At 66.0% G+C, this 14,092-nt stretch carries 12 protein-coding genes; 6 read left to right on the top strand and 6 right to left on the bottom strand.

The features are described 5' to 3' along the window. The first annotated feature begins 59 nt into the window (after nt 1-59). The 6 genes from ACY3GB_RS20660 to ACY3GB_RS20635 all read left to right on the top strand — a co-directional run bounded on the left by ACY3GB_RS20660 (nt 60) and on the right by ACY3GB_RS20635 (nt 5,821). Nucleotides 60-569, top strand: coding sequence for a methylated-DNA--[protein]-cysteine S-methyltransferase (locus ACY3GB_RS20660; protein ID WP_463090378.1), 510 nt, complete (start codon nt 60-62; stop codon nt 567-569). Between the two features lie 62 nt (nt 570-631). Continuing rightward, entirely contained in the window at nt 632-1,630 is a 999-nt protein-coding gene (locus tag ACY3GB_RS20655) for a DUF1176 domain-containing protein (RefSeq protein ID WP_463090377.1), read from the top strand. A 366-nt stretch (nt 1,631-1,996) separates the two neighbouring features. Continuing rightward, the gene (locus tag ACY3GB_RS20650) at nt 1,997-3,709 is read left to right on the top strand and encodes an ABC-F family ATP-binding cassette domain-containing protein (protein WP_463090376.1); all 1,713 of its coding nucleotides are present in this window, start codon (nt 1,997-1,999) and stop codon (nt 3,707-3,709) included. Between the two features lie 179 nt (nt 3,710-3,888). Continuing rightward, the gene (locus ACY3GB_RS20645) at nt 3,889-4,161 is read left to right on the top strand and encodes a hypothetical protein (protein ID WP_463090375.1); all 273 of its coding nucleotides are present in this window, start codon (nt 3,889-3,891) and stop codon (nt 4,159-4,161) included. Continuing rightward, a complete protein-coding gene (locus ACY3GB_RS20640; RefSeq protein ID WP_463090374.1) occupies nt 4,154-5,062 on the top strand; it encodes a sensor histidine kinase in 909 nt (302 codons plus the stop codon). The genes ACY3GB_RS20645 and ACY3GB_RS20640 overlap by 8 nt, the downstream gene beginning before the upstream one ends. Before the next feature lie 9 nt (nt 5,063-5,071). Then, a complete protein-coding gene (locus ACY3GB_RS20635) occupies nt 5,072-5,821 on the top strand; it encodes a LytR/AlgR family response regulator transcription factor (protein WP_463090373.1) in 750 nt (249 codons plus the stop codon). 117 nt (nt 5,822-5,938) lie between these two features. On the opposite strand, the gene ACY3GB_RS20630 is transcribed toward ACY3GB_RS20635, so the two are convergent. The 6 genes from ACY3GB_RS20630 to pflB form a co-directional block, all read right to left on the bottom strand. Beyond that, complete coding sequence (locus ACY3GB_RS20630; protein WP_463090372.1) at nt 5,939-7,588, bottom strand: methyl-accepting chemotaxis protein; 1,650 nt, start codon at nt 7,586-7,588, stop codon at nt 5,939-5,941. Between the two features lie 119 nt (nt 7,589-7,707). Further along, nucleotides 7,708-8,139, bottom strand: a complete 432-nt coding sequence (locus ACY3GB_RS20625; RefSeq protein WP_463090371.1) for a GNAT family N-acetyltransferase — start codon at nt 8,137-8,139, stop codon at nt 7,708-7,710. A gap of 35 nt (nt 8,140-8,174) precedes the next feature. Beyond that, a complete protein-coding gene (gene ggt, locus ACY3GB_RS20620) occupies nt 8,175-9,839 on the bottom strand; it encodes a gamma-glutamyltransferase (protein WP_463090370.1) in 1,665 nt (554 codons plus the stop codon). A gap of 119 nt (nt 9,840-9,958) precedes the next feature. Next, a complete protein-coding gene (locus ACY3GB_RS20615; RefSeq protein ID WP_463090369.1) occupies nt 9,959-10,702 on the bottom strand; it encodes a copper homeostasis protein CutC in 744 nt (247 codons plus the stop codon). Between the two features lie 112 nt (nt 10,703-10,814). After that, nucleotides 10,815-11,594 carry a pyruvate formate-lyase-activating protein gene (pflA, locus tag ACY3GB_RS20610; RefSeq protein WP_463090368.1) on the bottom strand — a complete coding sequence of 260 codons (780 nt, stop codon included), beginning with the start codon at nt 11,592-11,594 and terminating at the stop codon, nt 10,815-10,817. A 121-nt stretch (nt 11,595-11,715) separates the two neighbouring features. Next, nucleotides 11,716-14,043, bottom strand: coding sequence for a formate C-acetyltransferase (pflB, locus tag ACY3GB_RS20605; protein WP_463090367.1), 2,328 nt, complete (start codon nt 14,041-14,043; stop codon nt 11,716-11,718). Nucleotides 14,044-14,092: the final 49 nt, after the last annotated feature.

Here is a 14,092-nt window from a genome sequence, read left to right as displayed (position 1 = left end):
CGAATCCTCAGCAGGATGGCGCTACAATCGCGTCACCCCCCTGTTTCAAGGTAAGCCCCATGACCACCGCCGCCTGCCACGGCCTGATCGATACCCGTTTCGGCCCGGTGGCCGCCTGGCTGGACGCCCGCGGCGCGCTGCTGCGCTTGTTGTTCAACCCCACGCCCGAACAGCTGGCCGCCCACGCCTGCCCGCGCGACGACGCGGCGCTGGCCGAGGTGGCGCGCCAGTTGGCGGAGTACCAGGCCGGAAATCGCCAAACCTTCGATCTGCCGCTGGCGCCGCAAGGCACGCCGTTCCAGCAACAGGTATGGGCGGCGTTGCGCGAGATCCCCTATGGCCATACCGTCAGCTACGGCGAGCTGGCGCGCGCCCTGGGCAACCCGGACGGCGCGCGGGCCGTGGGCCGGGCCAACGCCACCAATCCCATCGCGCTGATCGTGCCCTGCCACCGGGTATTGGGCACGGACGGCAGCCTCACCGGCTATGCCGGCGGCCTGCCGCTGAAAGCCGCGTTGCTGCGTTTCGAGCTGGAGCGCAGCGCGCCGCCGGGGCTGTTCGGCGGATAGCCCGCGTTCTGCGGCAAACGACACGCGCCCATCATCCAGGCAATGCAAAACAAGGAACCCGCATGAAACGCACTCTGCTCGCTTCCGCGCTGCTGGCGCTGGCCCTGCCCGCCTCGGCCAAGGTTTTCCAGTTCAAGGACTGGGCCGTCGCCTGCGACAACATCCGCCATTGCGAGGCCAACGGCACCCAGGCCGAGGACGGCGACAATCCGATCAGCCTGTTGCTGTCGCGGGAAGCCGGCCCCGGCAGCCGCTTGAGCGCCCAGCTCTATATCGACGACCCGGATGGGGGCAAGATCGGCAGGCTCACGTTGAAGGTAGGCAAGATCAAATGGACCGGCATCGGCACCGAGCAGGTGTTCAGCGATGCGCAGACCACGCAGCTGCTGGCGGCCATGCTGGACGCCGACGAGGTGGCGCTGGCCGATGGCAAGCGTGAATGGACGCTGTCATTGGCCGGCCTGAAAGCCGCGCTGCTGAAAATGGACGATGTGCAGGGGCGGGTAGGCACCGCCGGCGCGCTGGTGAAGAAAGGCGGCAAGCCGGAATCCGCTGTGCCTGCCTCGCAGAATCCGCCCTTGCTGGTTCCGCAGCAGCCGCCCGCCGCCAAGCCTGGCGACCAGGCCTTGCTGCCCGCCATACTCAAGCAGCTGCGCATCGTAGACAAGGAATGCTGGGACGAGCTGCCAGACCAGGAGCATCCCAATGTCCAGCTGTACCGGTTGAGCGCCAGCCAGGTGCTGGTGCTGCGCGAATGCGGCCGCGGCGCCTACCAGGGCAGCTACAAGGTTTGGACCAGCGGCGACGCGCCGCCCTTCCGCCCGCGCGAGATCAAGCTGCGCGGCGAGGACGGCAAGGAGACCTTCCTGATGAACGCCGCCTTCGACAAGGGCGAGCTGTCCAGCTACGCCAAGGGCCGCGGCATCGGCGATTGCGGCGGCGGCGCCAGCTGGGCCTGGACCGGCAAGAACTTCCAACTGATGTCGGCTCAAGAAGCGCCGCAATGCCGCGGCATTCCCGGCGGCGTGTCGCTGCGCACCTGGGTCACCCGGCAGAAGTAAACACCGGCCCCAATCCAGCAAACCGGCAGAGGAAACAGAGCTGATTGTCAGCCAATGAGCGCCGCCATGCCCTGCCCCACGCCGGGCGCTGGCGGCCGCCCCCCGCGCTGGCTTATACTGCGCAATCCTCCACTCCTCTTACGTAAAGAAAGGAGGTAAATATGGTTTTCTCTGCGCGCCCATTCATGCTGGCTCGCCTGTACGGCACATTTGAACGCTCTTGCCTGCCATGCATCGCGCTGCGATAAGCGGGTTCGAGCAAAGCCATACTCCCATCCTTCAGAGTCCTTTCTCGACTCACCCCCGTTGTCGCCAGCGCTCCTGTTGACAGGGACTGCCACGTCCCGAGCAAGCGAGAGCACAAGCATGACAACCCTGATTTCCGCATTGTCCATCCAACTGGACGCCGGCCACGGCCCGCTGTTCCAGGACCTTTCCTTCACCGTAAAACTGGGCGACCGCATCGGCCTGATCGGCCACAACGGCTGCGGCAAGAGCACGCTGCTGAAACTGCTGTCCGGCCAGCTGGAACCCAACAGCGGGGAGATCCAATACGCGTCCGCCTGCCGGCTGCAGCATGTCGAACAGCATCTGCCCGAACGCCTATACGCGCTGAGCGCGCGCCAGGCCTTGCTGGAGGCGGTGGAGACAGACCAGCATTGGCGCGTCGACAGCCTGCTGGCCGAACTGGAGCTCAGCGCCCAGGCCGACGCGCCGGTATCCGGCCTCAGCGGCGGCCAGCATACCCGGCTGCTGCTGGGACGCGCCGCGCTGCGCCAGCCCAATCTGCTGCTGCTGGACGAGCCCAGCAACCACCTGGACCTGCCGTCGCTGCTATGGCTGGAGGATTTCCTCTCCCGCTGGCCGGGCGGCTTCATCCTGGTGTCGCACGACGCCAGGCTGCTGGACCGCGCCACCCGCCACAGCTGGGTGATGCGCGACGCGCGGCTGCACCGCTTCGAGCTGCCTTGCAGCCAGGCGCTGGCCGAGCTGGCCGAAACCGACGAAGCCGCGCGCGCCCGCCATGCCGGCGAGCAGAAAGAGATAGACCGCCTCGCCGCCAGCAGCAAGCGGCTGGCGATCTGGGGCCGCGAGCACGACAACGAAAAGCTGGTCCGCAAGGCCAAGTCCATGGAAAAGCGCATCGACAGGCTGAAGGATGAACAGACCTTCGTCAGCCGCGGCAGCCCATGGCGGCTCAGCCTGCAAGGCCAGGCGCTGTCGGCCGACAGCCTGCTGGCTTTCGAGTCGCTGCCGGTGTCGGCCGCGCCCGGCCTGCCGCCGTTGTTCGCCGCCGCCGAACTGTGGCTGCGGCCCGGCGACCGGGTGGCGCTGTTGGGCGCCAACGGCGCCGGCAAATCGTCGCTGCTGCGCCAGTGCTGGGCCGATTTTCAGGCCGGCGAGCCGCGCGCAGGCTGGCGCTGGCATCCGGCGGCCAGCATCGCCTATTACGACCAGTCGCTGCGGCAGCTGGCCGATGACGCGACGCTGATCGACGCGCTCTATCCGCTGGCGCCATTGCCGGAAGCCGCGCGCCGGCACGCGCTGATCGCCGCCGGCTTCGCCTATGCGCGGCACAGCCAGAAAGTCAGCTCCCTCAGCGGCGGCGAACGCGCGCGGCTGCTGTTTCTGGCCTTGTCGCTGGCCAGCCACCATTTACTGTGGCTGGACGAACCGACCAACCACCTGGACCTGGACGGCAAGCGCGAGCTGGCCGGCGCGCTGGCTGCCTTCCCCGGCGGCGCGCTGCTGGTTTCGCACGACCGGGAGCTGATCGAAGCCGCGTGCAACCGCTTCTGGGTGCTGAGCGACGGCCGGCTGCAAGAATGGCCGGATGCCGACAGCGCCTACGCCGCGCTGTTCACCGCGCCCGCCGGCTCGCCCGGCCGGCCGGCCCCGGCATCCGACGCGCCCGCGCCGGCGGAGCCAAGCGACGAAGACGCGCAATGGCAGCGGCTGTGCGAACTGGAGGCGCTGCTGGCGGCTGACCTTGCCCGCAAGCCCAGGCATCAGAAGCCGCAGCTGCAGCGGGCATGGCGCGGCGAAATGCGGGCGCTTGAACAAGCATTAGGCCTGTAACATCCTCCCCCGGCAGCCATGCGGCGCGTCGGGGGACTCTCTCTTACCTCTCAACCCGGCTGCGTTTCATCCGCGCCAAACGCGTTTCATCCCACGCTTTCGGCAGTCCGTCGCATGTCGATATCCTCCCTTGCGGCGCTCTCCTACAGTCACACCACAAACCAAACAGGAGAAACGCCATGAACCACCTCGACACCGCCGCGCTGTTGGACGCTCTGATCCAGCTCTGCCATCATATCCCGTCGTACTGGCTGCAATTGACGGACTGGGCGGGCAATATGGACTGGGGGCATCTGGTCTCGTCCGCGCTGCTGGCCATCCTGGCCGTCAATGCCGTGATCGTGCCCGCGGCGCTGGTCTGGCTGTCGCTGGACTTCACGCAGCCCAAGCGGCTGTTCCGCCAGGCGCATTTCAAGATTCCGTCGCAGCGCAAAGAGGTGAAGCATGGATAATCACAACCGCCCGGCGATGAGCCAGGACCACGCCGGCGCGATTCTGCAAACCGTGGAACGCGTCTGGTGGAGCTTCGTCGACAAGGTGGCGCGGCTGGGCTGGGGCCGGCTGGCGCTGGCCTCTCTGCTGGCGATGATCCTCGGCGGCATTCTGCAGCTTCACATGCTGGCGCTGACGCTGGTGCTGGTGTCGATCCTGGTGAAGATACTCGCCGGCGGTAAATACCAGGCCGAGCGCGCCGCCGACCAGGCCATCGCCCGCAGCGAGGAGGCCGAACAACAGGCCGAGCTGGAGACGCTGCAGCGCCAGCTGGCGGAAGCGCGGATGGGCGCGCTGCAGGCGCAGATCGAGCCGCATTTCTTGTTCAACACCCTGTCGTCGGTGTGCCAGCTGATGGAGGAATCGCCGGTCAAGGCGCTGTCGATGCAGAAAGCGCTGATCCGCTACCTGCGCTCCTCGCTGCCGGAATGGCGCGACTCGCCCGGCGAAACCAGCCTGGGCCAGCAACTGGAGCTGTCGCGCGCCTATCTGGAAATCATGCAGTTGCGGATGGAAGACCGGCTGCAGGTCCGGCTCAAAGTGCCCGAATCGCTGCTGGCCGCCCGCTTCCCGGTGATGATGCTGCAAACGCTGGTGGAGAACGCCATCAAGCACGGCCTGGAGCCCAAGGCCGAGGGCGGGTCCATCGAGGTGGGAGCCAAGGTGCTGGACGGCAGGCTCCGGCTGGAAGTGCGCGACGACGGCGCCGGCTTCCCGGAACTGCCCGGCCAGGGCATGGGCCTCGCCAATATCCGCGAGCGGCTGGCCATGCTATACGGACCGCAGGCCGAGCTGGCGCTGGAAGCGCCCGAGTCCGGCGGCACCCGCGCCACCATCGTCCTGCCCTTCGCCCTGAGCTGAAAGGAAACCATGAGCACGCTAACCGCCCTGATCGCCGACGACGAGCGCCTGATGCGCGAGCAATTGCGCGCCGCGCTGGAACGGGTCTGGCCGGAACTGGAAATCGTCGCCGAAGCCCGCGATGGCGGGCAGGCGGTGGAGCTGGCGCGCGCGCATCGGCCCGATCTGGCCTTTCTGGACATCACCATGCCGGTGCAAAGCGGCATCGCCGCGGCGATGGAGCTGAACGGCCTGTGCCCGGTGGTGTTCGTCACCGCTTACGACCAGTACGCGATCCAGGCTTTCGAGGAAGGCGCCATCGACTACCTGCTCAAGCCGGTGGAGGACGACAGGCTGGCGCGCACCCGCCAGCGCTGGCAGCAGCGCGCGCCGGAAGCCGCCGCGCCGGACTGGCAGTCCGCGCTGAAGCAATTGAGCCGGCAACTGGAAAAACCCGCCCACCTGCGCTGGATACGCGCGTCGGTGGGCAGTTCGATGCGGATGATCGCCACCGAAGAGGTGCTGTTTTTCCAATCCGACGAGAAATACACCCGGGTGCAGACCGCGGGCGGCGAAGCGCTGATCCGCATGCCGATCAAGGAGTTGCTGCCGCAGCTGGACCCCGACGAATTCTGGCAGGTGCACCGCTCCACCCTGGTGCGGGTGGCCGCCATCGAACAGGTGCGCCGCGACGAGCGCGGCATGCAGCTGCTGCTGCGCGGCTATCCGCAGCCGCTGGAGGTGAGCCGCAGCTACGCCCACCTGTTCCAGCGGATGTAAACGCCTCCCAACACGAAGGGGATGTCGGCCGCGCCGGCATCCCCTTCTCGCCGCCAAACTGTCCCGGCGCCGCAAGCCCTCATCCGCGCTGCGGATGCCAAGCCATGCCGCCCGCCCTTACTCCATCCGGAACGCCAGCGTGGTCTGCTGAAGCTTCTCCGCCACCATCGCCAGCTCGCGCGTCGCCTGCGAGAACACATCCACCGCGATGCCGTTTTCCTTGGACATTTCGGCGATGGCTTCCACTCGCCCCGCCAGCTCGGTGCTGGCCTGGCGCTGCTCGCCCACCGCCATCGCGATCTCGTTGATCGCCGACACCACGCCGGCGGCGCGCTCCTCCACCGTGCTGATGGTGGCCGACGCGTTCTCGGCCGCCACCACCACGTCGGCGACGATCTGGCGGCTGCTGCGCATGCCGTCCACCGCCTCGCGCGCGCCTTCCTGGATCTTGCCTATCATATTGGTGATTTCCTGCGCCGAACTGGTGGTGCGCTCGGCGAGCTTTCTCACCTCGTCGGCCACCACGGCGAAGCCGCGGCCCTGCTCGCCGGCCCGCGCCGCCTCAATCGCCGCGTTCAGCGCCAGCAGGTTGGTCTGATCGGCCACGTCCTTGATCACGGTGGCGATGCTGCCGATCTGCTGCGCCTGGTCGGACAGCGACTCCAGGCTGTCGGCCGAGCTGGTGACGCTCTCATTCACGCGCTTCACCCGGACGGTGGAGTCCTGCACGTCCTTGTTGCCGGCCTTGGCTTGCTGGCCGGCTTCCGCCGCCTGCGCGTTGGCCTGGCCGGCGTTGCTGGCGCACAGGTCTATGCTGACCGTCAGCTCCTCTATCGACGCCGCCGCGCTGGAGGTGGCGTTGACCTGCTGGCCGATGCTGGCGCTGACCTGCTCGGTAGACGCCGCCAACTCTTCCGAGGTGGCCGCCACGCTGGCCGCCGAGCGGATGATCTCGCCCACCGTGGTGCGCAACCGGTGCTGGGTATCGGACAAGGAACGCATCATCTCCGCGATCTCGTCCCGGCCGCTGACCCTGACCTCGCCGGTCAGATCGCCGCCGCCCATTTTCTCCATCGCCCGGCAGGCTTCTTTCAGGCTGCCGACGATGCCATTCTGGATCGCCAGACCCAACACGACCAGCACCACCAGCCCGACCGCCAGCACCGTGATCGCCATGGTGCGCAGCGCCTGGTACTTGCCCTGGGCGTCATCCAGCGATTTGTCGGCCAGCTTGATGTTGATATTGGAAAGTTCGGTCAGCACATCGTCGGCAGCGGTGAACAACGGCCGACACTGCTTGGACATGATGGCCAGCGCCTTCTTGTTGTTCTCGCCGTTGCCGGTATCGTTATAACTGAGGTCCCGCACCTGCTTGCACGGCCCCTCCATCGCCGCCCAGGCGGCGTCGAAGCGCTTCAGACCGTCCACCTCGGGCGGGGTCAGCTGGGTCTGGCGGTACTGGTCGATGAAACCCTTCATCGCCGCCTCGAACTTGTCGCGATTGATCTGCACCTGATCCATCTGCGCTTTCTCGGTCTCAGCGATGTAGCGGTAGTCGGCGCGGTTGACGTAAGCCGCCTGTTTGGCGGCCTGCCCCAGCAGATAGACCGGCTTGAGCGCGTTGTCGTGCATGTCCTTGGTCAGGTCGAACATGCTGGAGGCGCCGGAAATGCCATTGACGCCGATAATCAACGAAGCCAACACGCCAAGCACGATCAAGCCGAAGATCTTGGCGCGGATGCTGAATTGGGCGAGAAGTTGAATCACGCTATGCTCCCAACTGCTTAGTAGTTACACATAGCGTTTTAGTCGAGACTAGAACCAATCACCAGTCATGGTTCGATAAATTTGTCAATGCCAATGCCGGGGGCCGAAGCGCCCGGCCATCAGGATCCATCCCGCAGCGATTTCCGGTAGAAAATGCGGCTGTGGCCGGGCGGGTAGTCGTCCAGTTCGCCGAAGCGCTGGTAGCCCAGGCTTTCGTAGAAACGCGGCGCCTGGAAACTATGGGTGTCCACCCAGGCGCCGACGCAGCCGCGCGCCCTCGCCTCAAGCTCCGCCTCCTCCATCAGCCGGCGGCCCAGGCCCAGTCCGCGCGCGCCGGACGGCGCGGCCAGCAGCTCGGTGTACAGCCAGCCGTAACGGGTGTAGCCCCACAGGCCGCCGACCACCCGCCCCTCCTCGTCTTCCACCCGGATCACCAGCGGCCGGTGGCCGCCGGCGCCGACTTGCGCGTCGTTATAGGCAACCAGGGGCGCGGCGATCGCCGCCCGGGTTTCGGCTGCCGCCGCATCGCTCAACACGGTTTTGTACTGCATGTCTTTCTCGTTTCATCGCGGTTCAAGAAAATCGCTCACTCCACAACAATGCCCGCTCCGCGTCCGCGCGGATCGGACGCCGTCTCGGTCTTGCCGCCGCTCACCCTCACCGCCTGGATGTCGCCCATTCGCCAGCCCTGGTCCTTCAGCGTGTAGCCCATCGCCTTCAACTCCTGGGCGGCCTGGCCAGTCAGCGGCGCGTACTGGTCGTAGAAAATGGTGTCCTTGGGCAGCAGCTGGTGGTGGACGCGCTGCGTCGCCACCGCCTCCTTCAGCGGCAGCTTGTAATCGTACAGATTGTTCAATACTTGGAAGATGGAGGTGAAGATGCGCGAGCCGCCGGGGGTGCCGATCACCAGCTCCACCTTGCCGTCGCGGGTGACGATGGTGGGCGACATCGACGACAGCATGCGCTTGCCGGGCGCGATGGCGTTGGCGTCCTTGCCCACCACGCCGAAGGCATTGGCCACGCCGGGCTTGGCGCTGAAGTCGTCCATCTCGTCGTTGAGCAGGAAGCCGGCGCCCTTGACCACCACGCCGCTGCCGAAATCGAAGTTCAGGGTGTAGGTGTTGGCCACCGCGTTGCCCCACTTGTCGACGATGGAGAAGTGGGTGGTCTGGCGCGGGTCCAGCCCGGGCTTGATGTCAGGCGTCGGCGAGATGGCCGTCGGGTTGATCTCGGCCGCGCGGCGCGCGAGATAATCCGGGTCGATCAGCTGCGCCGCCGGCGTCTTGACGAAGTCCGGATCGCCCAGGTAATCGGCGCGGTCGGCGAACACCCGCTTCTCGATCTCCGCCAGCAGGTGGATGTAGCGGGCGGAGTTCAACGCCACGCCGGTGAAGTCCGACGCCCGCTCCTGCTTGATGCCCAGCAGCTGCGCCAGCGCCACGCCGCCGGAGCTGGGCGGCGGCGCGGTGTAGATCGTCCGGTCGCGCCAGGCGATCCGGATCGGCTCCCTCCACTTGGCGCGGTAGTCGTTGAGATCGTCGGCGGTGATCAGGCCCTTGTCGCGCTTCATCTGCGCCACCAGCAGTTTGGCGGTGTCGCCCTGGTAGAACTCGGCCGCGCCGTAGCGGGCGATGCGCTTCAGCGTGGCGGCCAGCTCGGGCTGGCGGAAGCTTTCTCCGCCCTTCATCTTGCCGAAATACTGGGCGAAATTGGTTTTGCCTTCAAACAGCTTCACCGCTTCGTCGCGGTACTGGTATTGGCGGGCGGCCACGGTGAAGCCTTGCTCGGCGTAGTTGATCGCCGGCTCCAGCAATTGCTTCCATTGCAGCTTGCCGAAGCGCTGGTGCGCCTGCCACAAGCCCATCACCGTGCCAGGCACGCCGGCGGCGCGCGCGCCGACCAGGCTCATGTCCGGCGCCACCTTGCCGTCCTTGTCCAGGTACATGTCGCGGCTGGCGGCCTTGGGCGCCACTTCGCGGTAGTCGAGGAAATACGGTTTGCCGCCCTGGTAGATGGTCATGAAGCCGCCGCCGCCGATATTGCCGGCTTCCGGATAGGTGACCGCCAGCGTGAAGGCGGTGGCCACCGCGGCGTCCACCGCGTTGCCGCCGGATTTCAGGATCCGCGCCGCGACTTCGGCGCCGTATTGGTCCGGCGAGGCCACCGCGCCCTGGCCCGCCAACGCCGGCAGGGCGATCAGCAGAAGGCCGCCGCCGGCCAGCGCGTTGCGGGACATGGAAACCAGTTTCATAGCTCACCTCCTCTATAGGCTGACATAGGATGCTTATGCCATTTGTTAAGAAAGTGTGCCACACATTTAAGGTAAATTCAGGCTGGCAATATTCCATTCCGGCTGGATAAGCCGGCCGCTCATATCCGTTCCAGCGCCTCCCGCAGTTGCCGCACCAGCGCCGCCGAGGTTTCCTGCCGCGCGTATTCATCCACGCCCGGCGCGCCCATGCCGACGCCGCCGCGCCGGTAACGCATGCCGCTCTCCGCCACGCCCCGCGCCGACGCGTGGAATTCCGCGCAGCCGCTCGCCGCCGCCAGTGCCGCGATATTGCCGGCGCGCACGCCGGCGCCGGGCATCACCGTCAGTCTCGCCCCGGCCTGCTCGCGCAGGCGGGACAGCAGCACCGCGCCCTGCGGCGCGCTCTGCGCCTGGCCGGAGCTGAGCAGGCGCGCGCAACCGGCGGCGATCACCTCCTCCAGCGCCCGCTCCGGCTCGCGCGCCAAGTCGAAAGCCCGATGGAACGTCACCCCCAGCGGCCCGGCCAGGCTGACCAGCTCGCGGGTGCGGGCCGCGTCGACGTCGCCGTCGGCGGTCAGCAGGCCCAGCACCACGCCGTCCAGCCCCAGGCTGCGGCAAACCTCGACATCATGCGCCATCGCGTCGAACTCCAGCGCGGAATAGAGGAAATCGCCGCCGCGCGGGCGGATGATGGCGTGCAGCTTGATGTCCAGTTTGCCGCGCGCCATCGCCAACGCGCCGTAGGACGGCGTGGTGCCGCCTTCGCCCAGGTTGTCGCACAGCTCTACCCGGTCTGCGCCGCCGGCTTGCGCGGCAACACAGGACGCCAGCGAACCGGCGCAAATCTCCAGAATCTTGCTCATTCCCGCTCCTTTTCCTTATTCCAGACCGCTCGCAAACGCCAAGGTGCCCCAAAAACGCAAAAACCGCCGGCGCGAAACGCGGCGGCGGTTTTGAAGGACACGCGCAGAAGCCTCAGGTGACTTTCATGCCGCGGCTGGCGAACAGCGCGCGCGCATGCGCGGCCTGCTCGGCGGTGGGGATAGGCGTGTCGTTCAGCTGGTACTCCATGCCCAGCTGCGCCCATTTGTCCTTTCCCAGTTGATGGAAGGGCAGCACTTCCACCCGCTCCACCACATCGCCGAGCGCGGCGATGAAATCGGCCAGGCGCTCGATGTCGGCGTCGCCGTCGGTCAGGCCGGGCACCAGCACGTAGCGTATCCACATCTTCTTGCCCAGCCGCTGCAGGCGCCGGGCGAAATCCAGCGTCGGCTGCAAGGGCTGGCCGGTCAGGGCCTGGTATTTTTCCGGATCGAAATGCTTGATGTCCAGCATCACTAGGTCGACATCGTCGAACCATTCATCCGGCACGCGCTCGTGCAGGAAGCCCTGGGTGTCCAGCGCGGTATGCAGGCCGAAGCGTTGCTTGATCGCATGGAACAACTCGCCGACGAACTCGTGCTGCATCAGCGGCTCGCCGCCGGAAATGGTGACGCCGCCGGCGAACTTGAGGAAGCGCGCGTAAGAAGCGACTTCGGACAGCGCCTGCTCCACCGTGACCTGGCGGCCGTTGTGCAGCTTCCAGGTATCCGGATTGTGGCAGTACAGGCAGCGGAACTGACAGCCCGAGGTGAAAAACACGAAACGCATGCCGGGGCCGTCGACGCCGGCGCCGCTCTCGGTGGAATGCAGATAGCCTATGGTTTCGGCCTTAACGGATGCTTCGGTGTGGTCTGCGGCAATAGGTGGGATCATGCCGTTTCTCCGGTGAATCTTGTGAAAAAGCGGGGCTTTCCTTCCGGACCGCCCCGCCATTGATGCGATGGTGTTTCCGCGCGGGCAAGCCTTTCGGTTGCCCGCCCTACCTTCTTTCAGCTTACATCTTGCCGTGGAAAGTGCGGTTGATCACGTCCAGCTGCTGCTCGCGGGTCAGCTTGATGAAGTTCACGGCGTAGCCCGACACGCGGATGGTCAGCTGCGGGTACAGTTCCGGATGCTCCATCGCGTCCAGCAGAGTTTCGCGCTTGAACACGTTGACGTTGACGTGGAAGCCGCCGCCGGCGATGTGGCGCTCGCCTTCGCAGTCGAATGGCGTGCAGTTGGCGCTGCTGAACTCGGTCGGGTGAGCCGAGCAGAAGCCGTCCAGGCAGTTGGCCAGGTTCAGGATGCGCTCTTCGGCGGTGTGGCCCAGCGCGTCCGGCGTGGCCGAAGCAGTCCAGCTGATGCCGTCCAGCGCCGAGTCGTACGGCAGCTTGGCCACCGAGGCGCCCGCGGCGACGAAGCCCTTCACGTCGCGGCCGTTCATCGGGTTGGCGCCCGGGGAGAACGGTTCGCCGGCGCGGCGGCCGTCCGGGGTGTTGCCGGTCTTCTTGCCGTACACCACGTTGGAGGTGATGGTCAGCACCGACTGGGTCGGCTTGGAGTCGCGGTAGAAGTACGGCTGGGCCTTGATCTTGTCCATGAAGGACTGGGTCAGCCACACCGCGATGTCGTCGACGCGATCGTCGTTGTTGCCGTAAGCCGGGTAGTCGCCTTCGATCTTGTAGTCGACGGCCAGGCCGTCTTCATTGCGGATGATGTGGACCTTGGCGAACTTGACGGCGGACAGCGAGTCGGCGGCCACGGACAGGCCGGCGATGCCGCAAGCCATGGTGCGGACGATGTCGCGGTCGTGCAGCGCCATTTCGATGCGTTCGTAGGCGTACTTGTCGTGCATGTAGTGGATGCAGTTCAGCGCCTTGACGTAAGTGGCGGCCAGCCAGTCCATCATCTTCTCGAACTTCGGCATCAGCTCGTCGTAGGTCAGCACGTCGCTGGTGATCGGCTCGAAACCGTGAGCCACCAGCGCGCCGCTCTTCTCGTCGCGGCCGCCGTTGATCGCGTACAGCATGGCCTTGGCCAGGTTGGCGCGGGCGCCGAAGAACTGCATCTGCTTGCCGATCTTCATCGCCGACACGCAGCAGGCGATGCCGTAGTCGTCGCCCCAGTAGGGCAGCATCAGATCGTCGTTTTCGTACTGGATGGCGCTGGTGTCGATGGACACCTTGGCGCAGAAGTTCTTGAAGCCTTGCGGGAAGCGGGTGGACCACAGCACGGTCAGGTTCGGTTCCGGCGCCGGGCCCAGATTGTACAGGGTGTTCAGGAAGCGGAAGCTGTTCTTGGTCACCAGAGTGCGGCCGTCTTCGCCCATGCCGCCGATGGATTCGGTCACCCAGGTCGGGTCGCCGGAGAACAGTTGATCGTATTCCGGGGTGCGCAGGAAGCGGACGATGCGCAGCTTGATCACCAGATCGTCGATCATTTCCTGGGCTTGCTCTTCGGTCAGCGCGCCGGCGGCTATGTCGCGCTCGATGTAAATGTCCAGGAAGGTGGACACGCGGCCGAAGGACATGGCGGCGCCGTTTTGCTCTTTAACCGCGGCCAGGTAAGCGAAGTACACCCATTGCACCGCTTCGCGGGCGTTGGCGGCCGGACGGCTGATGTCGTAGCCGTACTTGGCGGCCATCTGCTTCAGTTCGTCCAGCGCGCGGAATTGCTCGGACAGCTCTTCGCGCTGGCGCATCACATCATCGGTGAAGGTGGCGTTGTCCAGCTCGTGGAACAGTTGCTGGCGCTCGGCGCGCAGGAAGTCGGTGCCGTACAGGGCCACGCGGCGGTAGTCGCCGATGATGCGGCCGCGGCCATAGGCGTCCGGCAGGCCGGTGATCACGCCGGACTTGCGGCAAGCCATGATTTCGGGAGTGTAGACATCGAACACGCCCTGGTTGTGGCTCTTGCGATACTTTTCCCACACTTCCTTGATCATTGGGTCCAGCTTGAAGCCGAAGGCGTCCAGGCCGTTCTCGACCATGCGCAGGCCGCCGTTCGGCATGATGGCGCGCTTCAGCGGCGCGTCGGTCTGCAGGCCGACGATCACTTCATTGGCCTGATCGATGTAGCCGGCGTCGTGCGCGGTGATGGAGGAGCCGCGGTCGGCGGACACATCCAGCACGCCCTTGGCGCGTTCCTGCTTCAGCAGTTCGCCCAGGGTATCCCACAGCTTCTTGGTGCGATCGGTGGCGCCAGCCAGGAAGCTGTCGTCGCCTTCGTACGGCTGATAGTTCAGCTGGATGAAGTTGCGGACATCGACCTTGCTCTGCCAGTCGCCTGCGGCGAAGTCGCGCCACGGGTTGGCTTGGGTAGCATTTTGAGTGATGGCGTCCATCTGGTGCCTCCTTCTTGGCTGATCCAGTAAGTGTTAGATATTGAACACA

The sequence above is a fragment of the Chromobacterium sp. Ag138 genome (assembly GCF_055181315.1).
This window is presented reverse-complemented; position numbering and strand designations above follow the sequence as displayed.

Coding starts and splice junctions, on each gene's coding strand:
- ACY3GB_RS20650 (WP_463090376.1), top strand. CDS start 1,997: ATGACAACCCTGATTTCCGCATTGTCCATCCAACTGGACGCCGGCCAC.
- ACY3GB_RS20615 (WP_463090369.1), bottom strand. CDS start 10,702: ATGAGCAAGATTCTGGAGATTTGCGCCGGTTCGCTGGCGTCCTGTGTT.
- ggt (WP_463090370.1), bottom strand. CDS start 9,839: ATGAAACTGGTTTCCATGTCCCGCAACGCGCTGGCCGGCGGCGGCCTT.
- ACY3GB_RS20655 (WP_463090377.1), top strand. CDS start 632: ATGAAACGCACTCTGCTCGCTTCCGCGCTGCTGGCGCTGGCCCTGCCC.
- ACY3GB_RS20645 (WP_463090375.1), top strand. CDS start 3,889: ATGAACCACCTCGACACCGCCGCGCTGTTGGACGCTCTGATCCAGCTC.
- ACY3GB_RS20640 (WP_463090374.1), top strand. CDS start 4,154: ATGGATAATCACAACCGCCCGGCGATGAGCCAGGACCACGCCGGCGCG.
- ACY3GB_RS20625 (WP_463090371.1), bottom strand. CDS start 8,139: ATGCAGTACAAAACCGTGTTGAGCGATGCGGCGGCAGCCGAAACCCGG.
- ACY3GB_RS20635 (WP_463090373.1), top strand. CDS start 5,072: ATGAGCACGCTAACCGCCCTGATCGCCGACGACGAGCGCCTGATGCGC.
- ACY3GB_RS20660 (WP_463090378.1), top strand. CDS start 60: ATGACCACCGCCGCCTGCCACGGCCTGATCGATACCCGTTTCGGCCCG.
- pflA (WP_463090368.1), bottom strand. CDS start 11,594: ATGATCCCACCTATTGCCGCAGACCACACCGAAGCATCCGTTAAGGCC.
- pflB (WP_463090367.1), bottom strand. CDS start 14,043: ATGGACGCCATCACTCAAAATGCTACCCAAGCCAACCCGTGGCGCGAC.